The sequence below is a fragment of the Qipengyuania sp. 902 genome, assembly GCF_051195295.1.
Lineage (GTDB): Bacteria > Pseudomonadota > Alphaproteobacteria > Sphingomonadales > Sphingomonadaceae > Qipengyuania.
Window position 1 is genome coordinate 67551 of record NZ_JBNJLJ010000006.1, and the last position, 21305, is coordinate 88855.

Genomic DNA, 21305 nt, shown 5'->3' on the forward strand with positions numbered 1-21305 from the left:
GTTGCAATGGCTTGCCATTGCATCCCCGCGACAGGCGGCATAGCTGGCAGGTAATGGAAATATCGCCTGCATTGCTAGCCCTCGTCGGGTTGTTGCTTGCCCTCTGGACCGCCGCGGCGGTCTGGGTGATGTTGCGCGCGAGCGGGCGGGAACAGAAGTTCGCCTCCACCCGCAAGTCGGCGCTGCGGATGGCGCGGATGCTGGAGGAATCGCCTGCGGTTCCATTGCTCGTGCGGGCCGATGGCCGGATCGAAGCGCCCGACCGCTTCGCGCGCTGGCTGGGCCTTGCGAAAGTGCCCGAATTCCTCAGCGAGCTGACCGGCGCCGATGGCAACGGCCTTAGCGAAGAACAGGTCGAAGAGCTGACGAGCAAGGTTCGTCGCACACAGAAGACGGCCAAGCCGTTCCGTATGTCGCTAGCCGTGCCGGGATCGGAGCGCGCACTCACGCTGAGTGGAACGCTGGCCGACCCGGCCGTTTCGCCCAACGGCGCCGCGCTGGTCTGGGTTTTCGACTATAGCGAGAGCCAGACCGAGCTCAGCCAGCTGCGCGAGGAAGCGGCCCGTGCGAAGGACGATTTCGGCGCGCTCGTCGGCCTCATCGAAGCGGCGCCCATGCCCATGTGGTTTCGCGGTGGCGACATGAAGCTTCGCCTCGTCAATCGCGCTTATGTCGAAGCTGTCGGCGCGCAGAGCGCGGACGAGGTGGTGACCAAGCAGGTCGAGCTGGTCGAGACCGTCGGCGGCCGCAGCGCATCGCAAGTCGCCCAGCAGGCCGCCGACCGCCGCCAGCCGATCGAGCGCATCGTGTCGGCCACGATCAACGAAGCACGGCGCACGATCCGCGTTACCGACCTGCCGTTGGTCGGCGAGGGCATTGCCGGTTACGCGGTCGATATCGAAGAGATGGAAGAGCAGGCCCGCGAATTCCGGGCTTTCCGCGAAGCGCAGCGCTCCATGCTCGACCAGCTCTCCATCGGCGTTGCGCAGTTCGATGCGCAGCACCGCATGACCTTTGCGAACCAGCCGTTCCACCGCGTTTTCGCCCTCCCGCCGGGTGTGGTGAACGATCGCACGACGTTCGAGCACATGCTGCTGATCGCGCGCGAGGCGGGGCGCATCCCCGAAGTCCGGGATTTCCCATCGTGGCGCAACGAACTGGTGAACTGGTTCCAGCGCGACGAACCGCATGAGGAAGCCTGGCCGCTTTCCGACAGCACGCATTTGCGCGTCGTCGCCCAACCGCTGCCTGATGGCGGCCTGGTGATGATCGCCGAAGACCGGACCGAGCAACTCGCCCTGTCGGCCACGCGCGACACCCTGTTGCGGACGCGCACCGCGACGTTCGACAGCCTGTTCGAGGCGCTCGCGGTATTCGCACCCGACGGCCACTTGGAGTTGTGGAACCGCAGCTTCCCCGGCGCCTGGGGGCTGGAACCGGAAGTCGTCGATGGGCATCCGCAGGCGGAAGACCTGCTGGAAGCGATCGCAGGCAATCTCGCCGATCCCGGGGCTATCGACGTAGTCGGCAATACCATTCGCTCGGCCACGCTGGACCGCAAGAAGCGCACGGCGCGGGTGGAATTGGCGGATGGACGCACGCTCGATCTCGAAGGGGTGCCTCTGCCCGATGGCAATGGGCTGCTCACCATCCTCGACGTGACGGCATCGCAGCAGGCCGAAGAGGCGCTGCGCGAGCGGAACCGGGCGCTCGAGGAAGCGGATGCCGTGATGACCCGCTTCCTCGCCAATATGAGCTATGAATTCCGCACACCGCTGACTTCCATCGGTGGTTTCGCCGAACTGCTCTCCAGCGGCATCGCCGGCGAACTCAGTCCGCAAGCGGTGGAATATGTGCAGGCCATCTCGCTGTCGGTCGGCAAGCTGACCGAGCAGGTCGAAAACGTCCTCGACCTGTCGCAAAGCGAAGCGGGGCTGATGCCGCTGAACACAGCCAAGATCGAGCTGCTGCCCTTCATCACGCAAGTGGTGCGGGCGGAGGAAAAGCGGATCGTCGACGGCGGCCTCACGCTCGATCTGAAGGGCGGGGCAGGCAAGGTCGTGACAGCCGATCCGCAACAGCTCCGCCGCGCAATCGCCAACTTGCTCGACAATGCCATCTCGGCGACCCCGCAGGGAGGCCGTATCCTTGTCGAGCTCGGTAAGTCGCGCGGCGAGACGAAGATCGTGATCTCCGATAATGGCCGCGGCATGAACCAGCATGAACTGGCGCGGGCGCTCGAAGGCATCCGCATGGCGGCGGATGGCAAGGGGATCGAACGGCGGCATGGCCTCGGCATCCCGCTCGCACGGCAGTTGATCGAGGCGCATGACGGCAAGCTCGAAATCGTCAGCCGCCCGAGTTCCGGCACGACCGCGACCATCACGCTGCCATGACGATTGCCTTACCCGATCTCGCCGCGATGGAAGCCTTGGGTGCGCGGATTGCAAGCTTGCTCCAGCCGGGCGATGTCGTCGCGCTGACCGGCGATCTCGGCACCGGAAAGACGACGCTGGCGCGCGCCATCATTGCCGCTCTCGGCCATCAGGGCGAAGTGCCGTCACCGACCTTCACCATCATCGAGACTTATGACGGCTTGCACCCGCCTATAGTGCATGCCGATTTCTACCGCCTCCGCCATCCGGACGAAGTGCACGAGTTGGGCCTCGACGATTACCGCGACGGTGCCGCACTGATCGCGGAGTGGCCCGATCATGCGGGCGGGTTCGCCCAAGAGCCGGGCTGCCTTTCCGTAGCGCTCGAAAAAGTGGGCGAAGGGCGCGAAGCCGTTGTAACCGCAGGCGAGACTTGGCAAAGCCGCTGGCCATGAGCGCAACGCTACCCCACGGACTTCACGCATTTCTCGGCGATACCGAATGGGAGGGGGCCGAGATCGCCCCGCTCATCGGCGATGCCAGTTTCCGCCGCTATTTCCGCCTCCGCCTGGGCGATCGCAGCGCGATGCTGATGCATGCGCCGCCACCGGAGGAAGATCCGAAACCGTTCCTGCATGTCGCGGACTGGCTCACGGCAAACGGGATGCGGGGGCCGGAAATCTATCTTCAGGATGCGGACGCCGGATGGGTGTTGACCGAGGATTTCGGCGATCACCGCGTGCGCGAATGGATCGACGATCATCCCGACGACGAGCACGGCATCTATGCCGGTGCGATCGAGGCGCTGGTCGCGCTGCACACGCTGCCGCCAGGGCCGTTCCCGCCATACGATATGGCGAGCTATTTACGCGAGGTCGACCTCTTCACCGAATGGTACTGCCCCGCCGCAGGTCTCGAGGTCGATCAGAAGGGCTGGACCGCAGCCTGGCGCGAGGTGCTGGAGCCATTGCTGTCGCGGCAGGACCCCGGCGTCACCGTGCTGCGCGATTATCATGCTGAAAATATCATGCTGCTGGAGCCGGGCACACTCGGCGGCGAGCAGGGGCTGATCGATTTCCAAGACGCGCTGGTCGGGCATCCGGCTTACGATCTCGTCAGCCTGCTGCAGGATGCGCGCCGCGACGTCTCGCAGCAGCTCGAACACGACATGCTCTGCCGCTACCGCGCTGCAGCCGATCCTGGCGAGCATTTCGAGGCGGACTACGCGCGGCTCGGCGCGCAGCGGAATGCGAAGATCGTCGGCATCTTCACTCGCCTCTACAAGCGCGACGGAAAGTCCCGCTATCTCGCGATGATCCCGCGCGTATGGCACGCGATGGAGCGCGACCTCGCGCATCCGGTCGCGGCACCTCTCGCGGCGTGGTTCGCGGCGAACATCCCGGCCGAGCTTCGCGAGAACGGAGGCGGCCAGATAACATGAGCGAACTCGTCTCCGATACCGCGATGCTCATGGCCGCCGGGCTCGGCAAGCGGATGCGCCCGCTGACGGCCACGACGCCCAAACCCCTCGTGCGGGTGGCAGGCAAGCCGCTGATCGACCGTGCGCTCGACCGCATCGAGGACGCGGGGATCGAAAAGGCGCTGGTCAATGTCCACTATCTCGCCGATGCGATCGAGGCGCATGTCGGGCCGCGCGAGGCGCCGGCGATCAGCTTCTCCGACGAGCGCGAGCAATTGCTTGAAACCGGCGGCGGCATGGTGAAGGCTCAGGCCGCCGGCCAGCTGCCCGACCCCTTCTTCGCCTGCAATGCCGACAGTATATGGCTCGACGGCCCGCGTAACGCTTTTGCCGAGCTTTCGGCGCGCTGGGATCCCGAGCAGATGGACGCGCTGCTACTAGTGGTGAGCCACGTCCGGGCCTTCAATTTCGACGGCACGGGCGACTTCTATATGGATGCCGCTGGGCGGCTGACCCGCAAGCAGCCGGAGCGGATCGCGCCCTTCATCTACACCGGCATACAGGTCGTGTCGCACCGTCTGCTCCGCGATGCGCCCGAAGGCAAGTTTTCGACCAATATCCTGTGGGATCGGGCGATCGGGGAAGGGCGGCTGTTCGGCCTCGCCTTCACCGGCGAATGGTACGAAGTCGGCACGCCGCAGCACATCGCGCCGACCGAGGAAGCGCTGCGGGGTGGCTGAGCGCCCCGAACCCAGCATCTATTCCATCGCCGCACACCGCGGTTTTGCCGATGCCCTCGTGGCAGGCCTTGTGCCGCGCTATCGCGAGCCGGACTTCGGTCTCGCGCGCCTTACGCTGCTCCTCCCGAGCAACCGGGCGCGCCGCACGATCTCGGAGGCGTTCATCCGCCACGCGGGTGATGCTGGCGAGAGCGGCCTGCTGATGCCGCGCATGGCGATCATCGGCGATCTCGACCTCGACGAGACGCTCGGCCCGCTGCTCGATCCGCTCGGCGCGAGCGACATTCCCCCGGCGATCGATCCGCAGCGGCGGCTGTTCCGATTGGCGCAGCTGATCGGTCAGGAACTGGGCGAAAAGGCCCCGGGCGGCGCGGGCCTCCTGCGCCTCGCGCGGGAGGCTGCATCGACCATGTACCGGCTGATGGTCGAAGGGGTCGGTCCGGAGGAGCTGGTCGGCGACCAGGTGCTTGACCTGTTCGGCTCGCTCGCCTCGCATTGGCAGGACAGCCTGCGTCTTTTCGCGACCGTGCAGGCAAGATGGCTCGCCGAACTGGACGCGTTGGGCATGCTCGATCAGGCCGCGCGGCGGAACCGCCTGTTCGACCACGCTGCTCTTTCGTGGCGCAGGGAACCGCCCGCCACGCCGGTGATCGCCGCAGGTGTGACCAGCGCAGCCCCGTCGCTCGCAAACCTGCTGCGGGTGATTGCCCATATGCCGCACGGAGCGGTAATCCTTCCCGATTTCGATCTGACGATGGATCAGGCGACGTGGGAGGAACTGGGCAGGGCTGGTGCCGCGCCCGAGCCGGGAGACACGCCGTTCGCGAAGGATGATGCGGTCACCCACCCACAATATCACCTCAAATTGCTGCTCAATCGCATGGCGATCCGGCGCGAGGAGGTGCAGCCGTGGCACCGCAAGGGCATGACCGCCGCTCCGCCGGAGCGCAGCCATGCGATCGGCTCGCTGTTCCTGCCGCCAGAAGCTAGCAAGGGCTGGATCGATCTTCCGGCGGAGAAGCGACGCCTCTCGGGTGTGCGTCTGATGACGACGGCCAACCCGGAGGAAGAGGCGCAGGCGATCGCGCTGCTGGTGCGTGAGGCAGTCGATGCGCCTGAGCACCGTGTGGCGGTCGTGACTGCGGATCGCGGGTTGGCGCGGCGGGTCGTCCATCATCTTGAACGGTGGAACATCGTAGCCGACGATTCTGCGGGACGTCCGCTGTCGGCGACTGCGGCGGGCCGGCTGCTACTGCTGCTCGCCGAGGTAATGGCGGAGGATGCCGCGCCCGTTCCGCTGATGGCGCTGCTCGGCCACCCGCTCGTTCGCGGCGACATGGAGCGCGGGACATGGCTGCGCCAGCTGCGCCGGGTCGAGCGCGAACTGCGCGGACCCCGTATGACCGGCAGTCTCGAACCGGTACGCAAGATCGTAGCGAAGCTTGCCAATAGCCACCCGCAAGTTGCTGACTGGTGGTTGCAGGTCGAGACGGTGGTCGCCCCCTTGCTGGACCTGCCGGATGAGGTTGCGCTTGCCGATCTGCTCGACGCGCTAGTGCTCGCCGGAGAAGCGCTGTGCGGCGAGGTTCTGTGGGCGCGCGAAGACGGCCGTTCGCTCGCCCAATTTGTCGAAGATATGCGCGCCAATGCGCGCGAAGTGAATTTCACGCTGGCGCGCAAGGAGGCTTCCGTCGCCCTTCGCGATGCGATGGAACAGGTCGCGGTGCGCCCACCCTATGGCGGCCATGCCCGCGTGCAGGTACTCGGCCTGCTCGAAAGTCGCATGAACCGCGCGGATCTCGTCATCTGCGGAGGCCTAAACGAAGGTAGCTGGCCGCCTCGCGGTAGCGTGGACTCGCTGCTGGCACCGCCCTTGCTCCGCGGACTCGGCGTTCCCGGAGGCGACTTCCGGCTCGGCCTGTCCGCACACGATCTCGCCGGGGCTCTCGGCGCACCGCAAGTTGTGCTGAGTCGGGCCGAGCGTGACGAAAGCGGCCCGACCATCCCTTCGCGCTTCCTCCTACGGGTCGAAGCCTTGCTCGGCAGCCTTGCGGAGGATCATCGCGAACGTCGGATGGTAGAACTCGCGCGCGCGATGGGGCGGACCGAGCCGATGGAACCGCACTCGCGGCCCGCGCCGACACCGACTGCGGAGCAGCGCGATGTCGACATCTCGGCCACCGCGCTCGACCGCCTGCTCGGCGATCCGTACCAGTTCTATGCGCAGAAAATACTGCAATTGAGCGACCTCGACGCGCTCGATGCAGAAGCCGGGCCGCTGTGGCAGGGCAACGCCGCGCACTTGGTCCTCCAGCGCTGGCACGAAGCCCGCGAGAGCGATCCGTCCACCCGTCTGGCCCCCATCATGGACAGGGTGCTGGAAGAGGAGGGCGCCGACCCCGTGACGCGCAGGCTATGGCAACCGCGGCTGGAGGCAGCGCTGCGCTGGATAGAGGAGCAGGTCGATGCAGCCCCGGAACGCAAGGTGCTGGCGGTCGAGAAGAAGGGCGCGATGACCTACGACGATGTCCGCGTCCATGGCCGGGCGGACCGGATCGACAGGCTGCCCGATGGCGGCCTCGCCATCGTCGATTACAAGACCAGTTCACCGCCCAGCGCTGCCATGGTCGAGCGGGGCTTCGCGCTGCAACTCGGCATACTCGGCCTGATTGCAGAACGTGGCGGGTTCGAAGGCCTTGCGGGCGATCCGGAGAGCTACGAATACTGGTCGCTGGGCAAAGCCAAGGGCGAGAACGCGCATGGTTTCGGCTATGTCGAAGTGCCGCTGAAGGTGGGCAACAAGCGCAGCGGTGTGCCGCCAGAGGAGTTCCTACCGCTGACCGCTGCGAAGCTGTCCGAAGCGATTGGGCGCTTCGTCAAGGGCTCCGATCCCTTCACGGCGCGCGAAAACCCCGATTATCCGGCCTATGATACTTACGACCAGTTGATGCGCCTCGATGAGTGGATCGCGACGCAGGACGGGGAGGGCGCGGCGTGAGCGGCATTGTCTATCCCCTGCAGGGCAAGCAGCGCCCGGCGGTCGAGCCGCAGGACAGCGTCTGGCTCTCGGCCAGCGCGGGCACCGGCAAAACGCAGGTCCTCTCCGCGCGCGTGCTTCGCCTGTTGCTGGAGCCGGGAGCGGACCCGTCGCAGATATTGTGCCTGACCTTTACCAAGGCTGGCGCGGCGGAGATGGCGGTGCGCGTCAATTCGGTGCTGGCGCGCTGGGTGCGGATGGATGCGGTCAGGCTCGCCGAGGAGCTGGGCTATCTGGGCGCTCCGATCGATCCGGGGACTCAATCGCGCGCCCGTGCGCTGTTCGCGCGCGTGCTCGATTGTCCGGGCGGCGGGCTGCGGATCGATACGATCCATGCTTTTGCGCAATATCTGCTCGCAGCCTTCCCGGGAGAGGCGGGGCTTCTGCCGGGATCGCGCCCGATGGAAGACCGCGAGCGCGATTTGCTGAGCCGCGAGGTGCTGCACGACCTCTTGCAGGAGGGCGATCCCCGCATTCTCGAAGCGGTAGGCGAGATGAGCCGGCGCAAGGGTCCGGATGCCGTGCGCGCATGGTTGATGCGCTGCGCGCGCCACATGGAATTGTGGGAAGGACCGGGCAGCTGGCAGCCCCCGATGCAGTCCCGCGTGCGCCGGCTGCTCGGCGTTCCGAGCGATGCCGACGAAGCCTGGATTGCCGACGCCTGTTCCGACGAAGTATTTCCTGTCGGAGACCTGCTCGCTTGCAGCAGGGCCAATGCGGAGTGGGGAACGCCGACGGGGCTCAAGAATACGGACTTCGCCGCATCTTGGTTGGCGGCTGGTTTGGACCAGCGGCTCGCGACCATCGTTGGGTTTTTTGGGACCCTGCTGACGAAGAAGGGCGAGCCGAGCAGATTGTCCAATCTCGAGAAGATCGACCCGGCATATCCGGGGCTGATCGCCAGCGTCGTCGATGGGGTCCGGCGGGTAAGCGAACGCAAGGCGCTGTTCGATCTTGCGGGGTTTCTCGCGCCGCAGCTTGAAGCGGGCCGGGCCTTTGCCCTCAAATGGCAGGAGGCCAAGCAGCGCGAGGGACTGGTCGATTTCGACGACTTGATTGCGCGGGCTGCCGAGCTTCTCTCGCGCAGCGATATGGCGGACTGGATCCGCTACAAGCTCGACCGCAGCTTCGACCATATCCTCGTGGACGAAGCGCAGGACACCAACAGCGCGCAATGGGCGATCATCAAGGCGCTGACGGACGATTATTTCTCCGGCGAAGGTGCGCGCGGGAACGCAGTCCGCACGATATTCACGGTCGGCGACTACAAACAGGCGATCTTCGGTTTCCAAGGCACCAGCCCGGAGAATTTCCGCAGCGCACGGGACTGGTTCGAAGAACGCATCAACACTGCAGTGGCGGCCGCATCCTCGCTGCGCGACGCTCCAAACCTGTCTCCGCTACGCAAATACGGGCTGGAACGCAGCTATCGCACCAATGCCGTGGTGCTGGATTTCGTGGATCGCGCCATCGATGCGATCGGGCATGATGGTCTCGGCCTAGATCGACCGGACGAGCCGCATGTCGGCAGCGACAAGCCAGGGCTGGTGACGCTGTGGAAGGACGTGCGCGTCGCGGAGGACGCTGCGGACGATGGTGAGCAGGGCAATAGCTGGCTCGCCCGCCACGACCGCATGATGGCGGACAAGATCGCGCGACAGGTCAGGCAATGGCTCGACGAGGATGGCCCGGGCTTCACCCTGTCCAAGGACGAGCCGCGCCGCGCCACGGCGGGCGACATCATGATCCTCGTTCAGAAGCGGCGCGAGCTGGCCGCGCTGATTGTGGCGCGGCTCTATCGCCATAAAGTGCAGGTGGCGGGCGTCGATCGCCTGCGCTTGGGCAATCCGCTTGCGGTAAAGGATTTGATGGCGGCGATCCGGTTCGCAGCCCAGCCGCTCGACGATTTGATGCTCGCCTCGCTGCTGGTGTCGCCGCTGATCGGCTGGTCGCAGGAGGACCTGCTGGAGCACGGCTTCCGGCCGCCGAAGATGCGTTTGTGGGAGCATCTGCGCGAGAGCGAGGCGCCGCTGGTGCAAGAAACTGTCGCGTCCTTGCGCGAGATCCTGCGCCGCGCCGACTTCGACAGTCCGCAGCAATTGCTGCACTGGATACTCGTGGGGCCGATGGATGGCCGCCGCAGGCTTGTCGCGAGGCTCGGCCGCGAGGCGAACGATCCGATCGACGAATTGCTCAACGCCGCGAATGCCTATGCCAGCGCGCATGTCGCCAGCCTGCAGGGCTTCATCCGCTGGTTCGATGCGGGCGACGGCGAGTTGAAGCGCGAAGCAGGCGAGGGCGGGGACCAGGTGCGGGTGATGACCGTGCACGGCTCCAAGGGTCTGCAAGCACCGATCGTGATCCTCGCCGATACGGCCATCCGCCCCGATGCGGCAGGGGAACTGGCGCTGGAAGACCGTCCGTTAGGAGCGGACGATGCTCGCGCCGTTCCGCTGCCCGGTCTAACGAAAGACGAGAAGGTAGGGCCGGTCGCCGAGGTCGATGCGGAGGAAACAGCTAAGGCGATGCAGGAGCACTGGCGGCTGCTCTATGTCGCGATGACCCGCGCGGAGGAAGCGCTTTTCATCGGCGGATCGCTCGGCCCGCGCGATGCGAAGAACGGGCCGCATGAGGATAGCTGGTATGCTCGGCTGCGCGACCTGTTCGATGCGGACGAGGGACTTGAGGACGACATCTGGGGCGCACGCTGGGAGATCGGTGCACTGGGGCCATCGGTGCCGGTGAGTGCCAAAGTCGCGACAAACGCCATCCCGCAACTACCGGTCTGGGCAACCACGCCGGTCGGCCCCGAACCGCGCCCGCCACGCCCCCTTTCGCCCTCGGGCCTCGGCGAAGTGGAGGGAAGCGATCCGCCGCTGCCGCCCGATCATGCGGCACAAGCGGCGCGCCGAGGCACGCTGATCCACGCGCTGCTCGAACGAATGCCGCAGGTCGCGCCCGACCAGCGCGCCGATCGTGCGCGCGAATGGCTCGCACGGCAGGGCGGCGACTTCGATGCCGAGGCGCGCGAGGAGATGCTCGATCGGGCACTGTCGGTACTCGATCACCCGAACTTCGGCGCGATCTTCGGGCCGGACGCGCTGGCCGAGATACCCTTGGCTGCCACGGTAGAAGGGCAGGTCGTCATGGGCACGGCCGACCGACTGCTGGTGACAGCCGACACAGTGACGGTCGTCGATTTCAAGACCGCGCGGCGGCCACCATCGGACCTCGATGAAATCCCGGACAGCACGATGCGCCAGATGGCGGCCTACGTCGCTGCGCTGGAGATGATCTACCCAGGGCGCGCGGTCGAAGCCGCAGTGCTCTATACCCAGACGCCGCAGCTGATCGCCTTGCCGCCCGCGCGCCTCGATGCCTACAAGGGCGCGTTTGCAGCGCGGCAGGAAAGCTTTGCCCTGCCATCCGTTGAGTAATCGACGCCCACCCCCAAATGGGTTCGCGACAGAGAATTTCAGGAGATACCCCATGGCCACTACCGCCGTAACCGACGCCAGCTTCAAGTCCGACGTGCTGGAAAGCGACAAGCCCGTGCTGGTCGATTTCTGGGCCGACTGGTGTGGCCCGTGCAAGATGATCGCACCCGCGCTCGAAGAACTGAGCGAGGAACTGGGCGACAAGGTCACCATCGCCAAGATGGACATCATGGAAAACCCGGAAGTGCCGGGCGGCATGGGCGTCCAGTCGATCCCCTATTTGGTGCTGTTCAAGAACGGCGAACCGGCCGCACACATGCGCGGCGCTGCGCCCAAGGGTCAGCTCAAGCAGTGGCTCGAAGGCGAGCTCTAATCCAGTTTCGCATAACGTTCGGCCAGCTCGTCCCACAGGGCGGGGCTGGACGCACCCAGCAGACCCGTTCGGCCCACCTCGTCCACGCGATAGGGTGAGCCATCGGGCCGCGCTGCTTTTCCGCCCGCTTCGTTGAGCCACAGCGCTCCGGCGGCGTGGTCCCATGCCCGCGTCCGTTCGAAGATCGACACGTCGTTCACGCCTAGTGCGAGCCGCGGATATTGCTCCGCCGCGCAATAGGGGATGTCGACCAAGTCGTAATGCGGCGCGATATGCGCCCTTGTGGCTTCGCGCCGGGAGTCGTCCATGAAGACGAGCGAAATGGCCGCCACTGGACGTTTCCCGTTAGTCGATCGCGCCGACACCTTCTGACCATCGATGAAAGCCCCTTTCCCGCGATGGGCGGTGCAGAGGCGGCCCGTCAGACAATCGTAGATCCAGCCGGTATGCGCCTCTCCGCCCGAGGCCATCGCAATTAGGATCCCGAAGGGAGGCTTCCCGGCTGCGAAGTTGCGGGTGCCGTCGATCGGGTCGACGATCCAGCAGTCGCCGGACAAACGGTCGAGGACAGTCGGATCGGTATGGGCCGCTTCCTCGCCGACCATGGCCAAGCCGGGAATGATCCGAGGCAGTCCCTCGCTCAGCATGGCCTCGCTTTCGCGGTCGGCGATGGTGACCGGATCGTTGCCGCCCTTGTCCTCGATGTCGCTGTCCGCGAGATTGCGGTAATGTGGGAGGATCGCCTTCTCGGTCGTTTCCTGCAGCAGTCGTTCAACCGCCGAATGCAGAGCGTCGATGTCGCTCACGAGCGATAGTCGGCGTTGATCGAGATGTATCCGTGCGTCAGATCGCAGGTCCACACCGTCGCGCGGCCTTCGCCGATCCCCAGATCGACGTCCATTCGAATTTCCTGTCCGGCCAGATGTTCTGCCACCGGGCCCTCGTCGTAATCGGGCAGGGGCTGGCCGTCCTTCGCCGCCCATGTCCCGCCGAAGCCGATGGAAAGCCGGTCGCGATCTGCCGGCTCGCCAGCCTTGCCCACTGCCATTACGACGCGGCCCCAGTTCGCATCGCTGCCCGCGATTGCCGTCTTCACCAGCGGCGAATTGGCAATCGCAAGACCTACGCGGCGCGCACTGTCATCGCTCTCCGCGCCGGAAACTGCGATCTCGATGAACTTTTGCGCCCCTTCGCCATCCCGCACGACCAGCTGCGCCAGCGTCCGGCAGACCTCGAGCAGGGCGGCGTAGAAGGCGTTGGCACCGGCATCGTCCCAACCTGCCAGCGTCGCATTCCCGGCTATCCCGGTCGCGAAAACCAACACCGTGTCGCTGGTCGATGTGTCGCCATCGACGGTAATGCAGGAAAAGGTCGCGGCGTTCGCTTTATCCAGCATTTCCTGCAGGAAGGCAGGCTCCACCGCCGCGTCGGTGAAGACATAGCCGAGCATCGTCGCCATGTCGGGCGCGATCATGCCGCTACCCTTGATGATCCCCGCCAGTTCGACCCGCGTTTCGCCGACGATAGCCGAAGCACCGGCACCCTTTGCAAAAGTGTCGGTCGTGCCGATGGCATCGGTCGCATCTCGCCAGCCGCAGGGTTGCGCCTCGAGGGCCGCGTCGATCCCCGCTCGCGCCTTGTCCTTCGGCAGCGGCACTCCGATCACTCCGGTCGACGAAACGAACACGTCGCTCGGCTCGCAGTCTAGCGCGCCAGCCACCTGGGCCATGATCTGCTCGACCGTTTCGCGCCCGCGATGGCCGGTGAAGGCATTGGAATTGCCTGCATTGACGACAAGCGCGCGGGCCTGACCAAGCTTTACTTGCTCCCGGCCGAGTTCGACCTCGCTGGAAGCACACGCGCTCTTGGTGAATACGCCTGCAACGCTCGTGTCCGGAGCCAGCTCCACCAGCGTCAGATCGCAGCGGTCCCAATTTTTGTAGTGCGCCCTTGCGACACGCAAAGTTACACCCCCGATGGCGGGCAGCTCGGGAAAGGAAACGGCGAGGGGAGAGCGGGCGAGGTCCATGCCTCGCGCGCTACCCCCCGACAATCGCTTTGCCAAGCGTCAGGCGGTGCGGGCGGCCCCGCGCGGCACCAGCCAGAAGGCAAGGCCGTAGAGCAGCAGCGTGGCGATCAGCAGATTGTTGTACCCGCTGAACAGCGCGAGATACTCGAGGCAGCCGCCCACGATGGTCCCGATCAGGTTCAGCGCGAAGGCGCTCTGCGAATTGGACGATTCCCGGAAGCGCTTTGCGAAGGCGATATTCGCGAGATAGATCGGCAGGAACGCCAGAACCGTCCCCGCGATCAGGCGCGGCCAGAAGGAAAGCGCGAGCAGCCACTCCGGCTTGATCACCCAGGCCGCAGCCAGCGACACCGCGATGGCGGCAAAGACGACCTTCAATGGCGGAGTCTTGAACTTGCGCTCGGTCTCGACCGCAGCCAGCACCACCACGAGTACGCCTGCGAAGACGAGCGCGTTCACGAACCACGTGGTGCCGAAGAGCAGCGCAAAGGTTGCGATGTTCTTCGTTTCCAGCAGCAAAAAGGCTGCGCCCATGAAGAACAGGTCGGCATAGGGGCGCATTTCCTTCAACGGCCCACCCAGCACACGCACGGTCAGCACGGTGACGGCGAGGATGCCGAACAGAGTGATCGCATAGAGCGGCGGGAAGCCATTGCCGCGGAAATAGAGGAATGGGGCATCGTCGCTGACCGTGCCGATTTCCTCGGCCGACGCGCTGGGTGTCCACGCTGCACCGCAGGTCTGCGACGACTCTTGCTTCGCGACCGAAATGACGGCCTGCTGCCCAGCGAACGTATCGACGCAGGGCGCGTGGCCGAAAGCCTTGGCCGCGGTACCGGCCAAGCGGTCGATCAGCCAGTCCTCGCGGTAGTAATTGTACATGGCGAAGGCACCGTCCTCGGTCAGCACGCGGTTGACCGATTGCAGGGCTTCGTCGGTGAAGAGGAAGCTTTCGAGGCGGATCTGCGACGCACCGCTCACCAGGGTTAGCGAGTCGGGCAGGGCGAAGAGCACCAGATCGTATTTCTTGTCGGTGTTCTGCAGGAATGCGCGGCCATCATCGACATGGCGGGTGACGCGCGGATCATCATAGGGGCGGTCGATATTGTGCGCCGCACCCAGTTCCATGATAACCGGATCGATATCGACCGCATCGACCGATTGCGCACCCTTGGACAAGGCAATGGCCACGTCCGAGCCGGACCCTGCGCCGATGATCAGGACATTGCCGAGATCGCCGACCGGCAAGCGGTTGTATGGCATCTCGTAGATGTGTTCGCCCTGCTCGATCTTCCACTGGGCGGGAGCCATCAGCTGATGCGGCACGCGGTTGGCGCGGATTTCCATGAAGCCCGGCATGCCTTCCTTGGCCGTGGTTTCGACCTTGTAATAGGGCGACCAGTAGATGTCGTCGCGCAGGCTCTCCTGGCCCAGCGGCACCAGAAGGGCCACGCACCATGCTAGGCTGACCAGACGGCGCTTGGGATCGGTAAGAACCAGGTAGGGCACGATGGCCATTAGCCCCCAGACGATCGACGGTGCACGAAGGAAGCTGAGCGCGGTGAAGGTCAGGATGCCGGCGAGCGAGCCGATGAGGTCCCAGCGATAGGCGGTGAGCGGGGTCAGTTTGGCAAAGCAACGTCCGACCAGCTCGGCTGGACCGGCGAGGATGGCAGCACCGTCACGAATACCAGCGGCAGCGCGAGCCACGCGGGCGGGCCGTAAACCTTGAGCGAGGAGAAATAGATGATGTCCGAACCGCTCTGTTCGATCGTAACCGGGAATTTGACCACGGCGATGACCAGCACCGCGAGCAGGGGCAGGGAAAACGGCCAGATCGACCAGCTCTTGCGGCTGATCAGGAAACCGGCGCCGATGCCGAGGAACGAGCCGAGCAGGACGAAATTCGAGAAATAGGACAGGTGCACGACATTGGCGCCCAGCCAGCGGATCAGTGCAAGCTCCACGAACAGCATCGTGAATGCGGCAAGGATCAGCCGGCGGACTACTGCCGGATTGTCGTCGATCGCTTTCTCCGCAGTCGTTTGAGTTCCATTGCCGCCAGCGAATGCGGCATTGTCGGCAGTGATGTCGGTCAATTCATTTCCCCCCGGTGTCGGGCGTGCATCGCCCACCGCGTGCCGGGTGCTATCGGAAGTATGGTTACCAGCAGGTAAAGATGTCGCGTCGGATGCGGCAGGCCTGTGGGCCGAAAGGGCGGACGGTAGACAATTCGGCCATTCACGCTATCTTGTGTCGAGTATGCTGAAGCGCCTGCTCACATTTCTGGCGATCATCACAGGCCTGACCGCGGTCGGTGCGCCGGTGCATGTGTCTGCGGCAGGTACGCTCGGCGTCGCGCTGGAGCAGAGCCAGCGGGCCGACCAGCCGGCCAAGGGTGACATCGCCTCTTGCGAAGAGCGGGAGCGGCAGCGCAAGGCCCGCGGAGAAAAAGCGCGGCCGTGTCGGCCGGCCAGTACCGTCACCGTCGTCATCCCGACCGTGATGTTCGGGCCCGACCGCGCCTTCGAATAAGGCTTCTACCGCGCCAGTATTCCAAGACCCGGCACTGCAGGTGTGCGCGGGCATTCCATCTATAGACACAGCCTACCAGATTCAGGGGCACCCCGTTCCATGTTCAATTCCGTGATGAAAGCCGTCTTCGGCTCGTCCAACGATCGTTACGTCAAATCGCTCGGCAAGATCGTCGACCAGATCAACGCGCTCGAGCCGCAACTGCAGGCGCTTTCCGACGAAGAGCTGGCTGCCCAGACCGAGAAGTTCCGCGCGCAGCTGGCCGATGGCAAGACGCTGGACGACATTCTGCCCGAAGCCTTTGCCACCGTGCGCGAAGCTTCGGTCCGTGTGCTCGGCATGCGCCACTTTGACGTACAGATGGTCGGCGGCATCGTGCTCCACCGCGGCGAGATTGCCGAGATGAAGACGGGTGAGGGCAAGACGCTGGTCTCGACGCTCGCCACCTACCTCAACGCGATCGAGGGCAAGGGCGTCCACGTCGTGACGGTCAACGACTACCTCGCTCGCCGCGACGCCGAGTGGATGGGCCGCTTGCACCAGTTCCTCGGTCTCACGGTCGGGGTGATCGTTCCGAACCTCAACGAGTTCGAGCGGCGTGAAGCCTACAATTCCGACGTTACCTACTCGACCAATAACGAGCTCGGCTTCGATTATCTGCGCGACAATATGAAGCACGAGCGCAGCCAGATGGTGCAGCGCCCCTTCAATTTCGCGGTAATCGACGAGGTCGATTCGATCCTGATCGACGAAGCGCGCACCCCGCTGATCATCTCCGGTCCGACCGAGGATAAGTCCGACCTTTATATCTCGATCGACGAGGTGGTGAAGACCTTCCCCGAGGACTGGTACGAGAAGGACGAGAAGCAGCGCAGCATCCAGCTGACCGAAGAAGGCACCGAGGAGGTCGAGAAGCTGCTTATCGAGCGCGGCTTGCTCGAAACCGAGAACCTCTACGACGTGGAAAACACCCAGGTCGTGCACCATCTCGACCAGGCCCTGCGTGCCGTGCATATGTTCAAGAAGGACACCGACTACATCGTCAAGGACGACAAGGTCGTCATCATCGACGAGTTTACCGGCCGCATGATGGACGGTCGCCGCTGGTCGAACGGCCTTCACCAGGCGGTAGAGGCCAAGGAAGGCGTGAAGATCGAGCCGGAGAACCAGACGCTCGCCTCGATCACCTTCCAGAACTATTTCCGCATGTATCCCAAACTGTCCGGCATGACCGGTACGGCAGCCACCGAAGCGGCGGAATTCTGGGACATCTACAAAATGAACGTGGTCGAAATCCCGACCAACGTTCCCGTCCAGCGCATCGACGAGGACGACGAGTTCTACAAGAACACGCAGGACAAGTTCCGCGCCATCGCCAAAGCGATCCGCGAGAAGAACGAGATCGGTCAGCCGGTTCTCGTCGGCACGGTGTCGATCGAAAAGTCCGAGCTGCTGAGCGAATTCCTCAACCAGGAAGGCGTCGAGCACGAGATCCTGAATGCCCGCCAGCACGAGCGCGAGGCGCATATCGTGGCGCAGGCGGGCCGCATCGGCGCCGTCACCATCGCGACCAACATGGCCGGCCGCGGCACGGACATCCAGCTAGGCGGCAATGTCGATTTCCGTATCGGCGACGAGCTGGCCGACATGCCGGACGGCCCTGAAAAAGACGCGGCCATCGCCAAGATCAAGGACGAGGTCGCGGAGGAAAAGCAACGCGTGCTCGATGCCGGCGGGCTCTTCGTGCTCGGCACGGAGCGGCATGAGAGCCGCCGCATCGATAACCAGCTGCGCGGACGCTCGGGTCGTCAGGGCGATCCTGGCCTGAGCCGGTTCTACCTCTGTCTCGAAGATGATCTGCTCCGTATCTTCGGGCCGGATACGCTGTTCTCGAAGATGATGAACTCCAACCTCGAGGACGGCGAGGCCATCGGGTCCAAGTGGCTTTCCAAGGCCATCGAGACCGCGCAGAAGAAGGTCGAGGCGCGCAATTACGAGGTCCGCAAGCAGGTCGTCCAATACGACGACGTGATGAACGATCAGCGCAAGGTCATCTATGAACAACGCGCCGAGATCATGGATAGCGAAGCGGTCGATGATGTGGTCGTCGACATGCGCCACGATGCGATCAATTCGCTGGTGTCCAATGCCTGCCCCCCGGGCTCCTATCCGGAGCAGTGGGATATCGAGGGCCTCAAGGAACAGACCGAAGAGGTTCTCGGGATGAACTTCCCGCTGGACGAGTGGCTCCAGGAAGAACAGGTCGAGCCGGAGATCATCGAGGAGCGCATCCGCGAGGCCGCCGACCAGGCGATGGACAGCAAGCTCGCTTCGGGCGATGCAGCCATGTGGCGGCGGATCGAGAAGAGCATCCTGCTGCAGGAACTCGACAGCGAGTGGAAAGACCACCTCGCGACGCTCGACGCGCTGCGGCAGGTCGTGGGCCTGCGTGCCCATGCGCAGAAGCAGCCGCTCAACGAGTACAAGCAGGAAGCCTTCATCCTGTTCGAAAGCATGCTCGACAAGCTGCGCGAGACGGTGACCAACAAGCTGCTGCGTATCGAACTTCGCGAGCCGGAGGCGCTGCCCCCGATCGACCTGCCCGAACTGCCGGACTTCCTGACCGGCCATATCGACCCCCTCACCGGACTCGACAATTCGGAGGACGGCGACGGATCGGAAAGTCGCAAGGCGCTCTTCGGCGCGTTGGCAGGTAGCTCGCAGGCAGCCGTCGGTCCCGGCGGTTCGGCGACGGAAAATCCCTATGCCGATATGAACATCAGCCGCAATGCGCCGTGCCCCTGCGGCTCGGGCAACAAGTACAAGCATTGCCACGGCGCTATTGGCGCAGCTCCGCAGGCATGAGAATGAGCAGCCCCGCTTCTAAGTGGTGCGGGGCTGCCTAACCATCGGAACGAGGGGCGGGGCGCCTTCCTCCGGAATGATAGGCCCGCCCATCTCCTCGAACCCGCAGCTGGCGTAGAATCCGCGGTTGGCCGGGTTCGAATTTTCGAGGTAGGCGATTGTCTCGGTGTGGTCGCAGGCGTTGAGGACCGGCTCGATCAGCTTACGCCCCAAGCCTTTGCCCTGCGCCGATTGCCGCACGCCGATACTGAAGAGGTAGGCGTGTTCGAAGCTCGGATGGCGCGTCTCCATCGCTTCGCCCGTCCGGATTCCGCGCCTAACTGCGCCCGCTCCGCATTTGAATAGCGTCGGGATCGCGAAGGCGGCGTAATCCATTTTGCTGAAGCTCGCATCGCCGCCCGGCATCATCCACATGCAGGCGCCCTCGGTGCCGCTGGTGTAGCAGTATCCGCGTTGCGAGTAGATCCGGCGTGCCTGCAGGCGGAACAGATGCTCGATTCCGGCAAAATTGCCGAACATCCATCTGTTGAACGGGTCATTGCGGAAGGCGTCGGCGGTGATGTCGCCCAGCAATCTCGCATCATCCGCTCCCGCTCGGCTCAGGTCATCGCCGAGGACGATATCGTCAGCTGTCATTGCGTTCTTTACCCCCATCGCAAGCTAGCGGGACGGGGCGGGGCGGTCTAGTCGAACCAAATGCCGCTTCTGATCCTCGCCTTCTTCGTCACCGCGCTGCTTTACGCCAGCGTCGGGTTCGGCGGCGGCTCCACCTATACCGCGCTTTTGGCGCTGTCAGGACTGGACTATCGTATCCTTCCGTTGCTTGCGCTCTCCTGCAACATCGTCGTCGTTGCTGGGAGCACCGTCCGGTTCGCTCGGGCCGGCGTTACGCCCTGGCGAAGTGCAGGGCTTCTCACGGCACTCGCTGCACCCGCCGCTCTGGTGGGAGGACTGACTCCTATTTCCGAGACACTCTTCCTCACGATCCTGGGTATAAGCCTGCTGCTTGCCGGTGGAGCGTTGCTCCTGAAACCTAGCGTTTCGTCGGCGGAGCCAGCCAAGGCTGCGCGGTTCATGCCTTTCCTCGCGATACCGCTCGGCTATCTGGCGGGACTGGTCGGCATCGGCGGTGGGATCTTCCTTGCGCCGTTACTGCATCTGGTACGCTGGAACTCGGCCAAGGCAGTGGCTGCCACCGCCAGCCTGTTCATCCTGGTGAATTCTATTTTCGGGCTGGTGGGTCAGACCATCAAGGGGGGCACTGGACGGATCGCCGTGGCCATCGACTTGGGCCTGCCGCTGCTCTTGGCCGTCGCTATCGGAGGTCAGATCGGCAGCTTTCTGGCCCTCAAATACCTACCGCAAGGCTGGATACGGCTCGGCACCGCGGCGCTGACCATCTGGGTCGGCGCACGCCTGCTGCTGACGATGTGAGAAAATGGCTCCCCGAGTTGGATTCGAACCAACGACCAAGTGATTAACAGTCACCTACTCTACCGCTGAGCTATCGGGGAGCAGCCCGTTAGGCAGGCAGCGCGTATATGGGGGCGATTCCGGTTTTGCAAGCGGGCAATTGGCAAAAATTCGCAGCCTTGCCGAGCCGTGACGCTCAGACCACGAATTGCTCGGCGACGATGCGTTCGTCCAATGCGTGGCCAGGGTCGAATAGCAGCGTCAATTCGCTATCCTGTGCGATCTCAAGGCTGACTTCGGCGACGTCGCGCAGTTCTTTCTGATCGGCCACCGCACTGACCGGGCGCTTGTTGGGCTCGTTCACACGAAAGGTCACCCGGCTTCGGTCCGGGAGGATCGCGCCCTTCCAGCGCCGCGGCCGGAACGCCGAGATCGGGGTGAGGGCGAGCAGATGCGAATCCAGCGGCAGGATCGGGCCGTCGGCCGACAGGTTGTACGCGGTCGAGCCTGCTGGGGTCGCCAGAAGCACGCCGTCGCAGACGAGTTCCTTGATGCGCGCCTTGCCGTCGACGCTGACCTCGATCTTTGCGGTCTGGCGCGTTTCGCGCAACAGCGAGACCTCGTTGATGGCACAAAAGCGGTGCTGCGTCCCGTCCTGCGTGGTGGCCTGCATCGACAGGGGAGAGATCGTGACCGGCTTGGCCCTGCCGATGCGGGTCAGCAGCGTATCGGGGTTGCGATTGCGGTTCATGAGGAAGCCGACGGTGCCGACGTTGAGGCCATAGACCGGAATCACGCGGTCGCTGTCCAGCATCGCGTGCAAGGTTTGCAGCATGAAGCCATCGCCCCCCAGCACCACGGCCGCCTCCGCCTCCTCGATCGGGACCCAATCGGCGATGTCGCGAAAACCGGCGGCGGCCTCTTGGGCGCGCTCCGTATCCGATACCAGCAAAGCCAAGCGGCGATAATCGGTCATGGTGCGGCGCGTGCTCCGTTCCGCAGGCAGGTCGCCCGGTTCGGCGCGCTACCTATGGCCGCCCGTCCCATTTGGCAACAGAGCCAAATGACTGGATTAAATTGT

At 64.5% G+C, this 21305-nt stretch carries 16 protein-coding genes and 1 tRNA gene; 10 read left to right on the top strand and 7 right to left on the bottom strand.

Annotated elements, in window-relative coordinates; genetic code table 11:
- Positions 1–53 precede the first annotated feature (53 nt).
- Genes ACSH0F_RS14690 through trxA form a run of 7 tightly spaced genes read left to right on the top strand, consistent with a single transcriptional unit; the run spans position 54 to position 11382 of the window.
- Positions 54–2396 carry a PAS-domain containing protein gene (locus ACSH0F_RS14690; protein ID WP_435203853.1) on the top strand — a complete coding sequence of 781 codons (2343 nt, stop codon included), beginning with the start codon at positions 54–56 and terminating at the stop codon, positions 2394–2396.
- Entirely contained in the window at positions 2393–2830 is a 438-nt protein-coding gene (gene tsaE, locus ACSH0F_RS14695; RefSeq protein ID WP_435203854.1) for a tRNA (adenosine(37)-N6)-threonylcarbamoyltransferase complex ATPase subunit type 1 TsaE, read from the top strand. The genes ACSH0F_RS14690 and tsaE overlap by 4 nt, the downstream gene beginning before the upstream one ends.
- A complete protein-coding gene (locus ACSH0F_RS14700) occupies positions 2827–3816 on the top strand; it encodes an aminoglycoside phosphotransferase family protein (RefSeq protein ID WP_435203855.1) in 990 nt (329 codons plus the stop codon). Before tsaE ends, ACSH0F_RS14700 begins: the two co-directional genes overlap by 4 nt.
- Complete coding sequence (locus ACSH0F_RS14705; protein WP_435203856.1) at positions 3813–4535, top strand: nucleotidyltransferase family protein; 723 nt, start codon at positions 3813–3815, stop codon at positions 4533–4535. The genes ACSH0F_RS14700 and ACSH0F_RS14705 overlap by 4 nt, the downstream gene beginning before the upstream one ends.
- Positions 4528–7533, top strand: coding sequence for a double-strand break repair protein AddB (gene addB / locus ACSH0F_RS14710; RefSeq protein WP_435203857.1), 3006 nt, complete (start codon positions 4528–4530; stop codon positions 7531–7533). The genes ACSH0F_RS14705 and addB overlap by 8 nt, the downstream gene beginning before the upstream one ends.
- Positions 7530–11009 carry a double-strand break repair helicase AddA gene (addA, locus tag ACSH0F_RS14715; protein WP_435203858.1) on the top strand — a complete coding sequence of 1160 codons (3480 nt, stop codon included), beginning with the start codon at positions 7530–7532 and terminating at the stop codon, positions 11007–11009. Before addB ends, addA begins: the two co-directional genes overlap by 4 nt.
- A gap of 52 nt (positions 11010–11061) precedes the next feature.
- Positions 11062–11382: a thioredoxin gene (gene trxA / locus ACSH0F_RS14720; RefSeq protein WP_278327032.1), complete on the top strand. Its 321-nt coding sequence runs from the start codon at positions 11062–11064 to the stop codon at positions 11380–11382.
- Here the strand turns inward: trxA and ACSH0F_RS14725 are convergent.
- Genes ACSH0F_RS14725 through ACSH0F_RS14740 form a run of 4 tightly spaced genes read right to left on the bottom strand, consistent with a single transcriptional unit; the run spans position 11379 to position 15510 of the window.
- Positions 11379–12179, bottom strand: a complete 801-nt coding sequence (locus tag ACSH0F_RS14725) for an inositol monophosphatase family protein (protein ID WP_435203872.1) — start codon at positions 12177–12179, stop codon at positions 11379–11381. The two genes, trxA and ACSH0F_RS14725, sit on opposite strands and share 4 nt — an antisense overlap.
- Positions 12180–12184: 5 nt before the next feature.
- Entirely contained in the window at positions 12185–13411 is a 1227-nt protein-coding gene (argJ, locus tag ACSH0F_RS14730; protein ID WP_435203859.1) for a bifunctional glutamate N-acetyltransferase/amino-acid acetyltransferase ArgJ, read from the bottom strand.
- A 39-nt stretch (positions 13412–13450) separates the two neighbouring features.
- The gene (locus tag ACSH0F_RS14735) at positions 13451–15121 is read right to left on the bottom strand and encodes a spermidine synthase (protein WP_435203860.1); all 1671 of its coding nucleotides are present in this window, start codon (positions 15119–15121) and stop codon (positions 13451–13453) included.
- On the bottom strand, positions 15034–15510 hold the full coding sequence (locus tag ACSH0F_RS14740; RefSeq protein WP_435203861.1) for a hypothetical protein: 477 nt from the start codon (positions 15508–15510) through the stop codon (positions 15034–15036). Before ACSH0F_RS14740 ends, ACSH0F_RS14735 begins: the two co-directional genes overlap by 88 nt.
- Before the next feature lie 163 nt (positions 15511–15673).
- Between ACSH0F_RS14740 and ACSH0F_RS14745 the strand changes: the two genes are divergently transcribed.
- Complete coding sequence (locus ACSH0F_RS14745; RefSeq protein ID WP_435203862.1) at positions 15674–15946, top strand: hypothetical protein; 273 nt, start codon at positions 15674–15676, stop codon at positions 15944–15946.
- A gap of 99 nt (positions 15947–16045) precedes the next feature.
- Entirely contained in the window at positions 16046–18811 is a 2766-nt protein-coding gene (gene secA / locus ACSH0F_RS14750; protein ID WP_435203863.1) for a preprotein translocase subunit SecA, read from the top strand.
- A gap of 18 nt (positions 18812–18829) precedes the next feature.
- Here secA and ACSH0F_RS14755 read toward each other — a convergent pair whose 3' ends face one another.
- Positions 18830–19447 carry a GNAT family N-acetyltransferase gene (locus tag ACSH0F_RS14755; RefSeq protein ID WP_435203864.1) on the bottom strand — a complete coding sequence of 206 codons (618 nt, stop codon included), beginning with the start codon at positions 19445–19447 and terminating at the stop codon, positions 18830–18832.
- 60 nt (positions 19448–19507) lie between these two features.
- Between ACSH0F_RS14755 and ACSH0F_RS14760 the strand changes: the two genes are divergently transcribed.
- On the top strand, positions 19508–20245 hold the full coding sequence (locus tag ACSH0F_RS14760; protein ID WP_435203865.1) for a sulfite exporter TauE/SafE family protein: 738 nt from the start codon (positions 19508–19510) through the stop codon (positions 20243–20245).
- Positions 20246–20250: 5 nt separating this feature from the next.
- On the opposite strand, the gene ACSH0F_RS14765 is transcribed toward ACSH0F_RS14760, so the two are convergent.
- Together ACSH0F_RS14765 and ACSH0F_RS14770 are read right to left on the bottom strand one after the other, a co-directional pair.
- A tRNA-Asn gene (locus ACSH0F_RS14765) sits at positions 20251–20325 on the bottom strand.
- A 95-nt stretch (positions 20326–20420) separates the two neighbouring features.
- A complete protein-coding gene (locus ACSH0F_RS14770; RefSeq protein ID WP_435203866.1) occupies positions 20421–21200 on the bottom strand; it encodes an NAD kinase in 780 nt (259 codons plus the stop codon).
- Between the last annotated feature and the right edge of the window lie 105 nt (positions 21201–21305).

Bases quoted from the DNA above. Each gene is read 5' to 3' on its own strand.
- ACSH0F_RS14690 (WP_435203853.1), top strand. From the start codon at position 54: ATGGAAATATCGCCTGCATTGCTAGCCCTCGTCGGGTTGTTGCTTGCC.
- tsaE (WP_435203854.1), top strand. From the start codon at position 2,393: ATGACGATTGCCTTACCCGATCTCGCCGCGATGGAAGCCTTGGGTGCG.
- ACSH0F_RS14700 (WP_435203855.1), top strand. From the start codon at position 2,827: ATGAGCGCAACGCTACCCCACGGACTTCACGCATTTCTCGGCGATACC.
- ACSH0F_RS14705 (WP_435203856.1), top strand. From the start codon at position 3,813: ATGAGCGAACTCGTCTCCGATACCGCGATGCTCATGGCCGCCGGGCTC.
- trxA (WP_278327032.1), top strand. From the start codon at position 11,062: ATGGCCACTACCGCCGTAACCGACGCCAGCTTCAAGTCCGACGTGCTG.
- argJ (WP_435203859.1), bottom strand. From the start codon at position 13,411: ATGGACCTCGCCCGCTCTCCCCTCGCCGTTTCCTTTCCCGAGCTGCCC.
- ACSH0F_RS14745 (WP_435203862.1), top strand. From the start codon at position 15,674: ATGCTGAAGCGCCTGCTCACATTTCTGGCGATCATCACAGGCCTGACC.
- secA (WP_435203863.1), top strand. From the start codon at position 16,046: ATGTTCAATTCCGTGATGAAAGCCGTCTTCGGCTCGTCCAACGATCGT.
- ACSH0F_RS14755 (WP_435203864.1), bottom strand. From the start codon at position 19,447: ATGACAGCTGACGATATCGTCCTCGGCGATGACCTGAGCCGAGCGGGA.
- ACSH0F_RS14760 (WP_435203865.1), top strand. From the start codon at position 19,508: ATGCCGCTTCTGATCCTCGCCTTCTTCGTCACCGCGCTGCTTTACGCC.
- ACSH0F_RS14770 (WP_435203866.1), bottom strand. From the start codon at position 21,200: ATGACCGATTATCGCCGCTTGGCTTTGCTGGTATCGGATACGGAGCGC.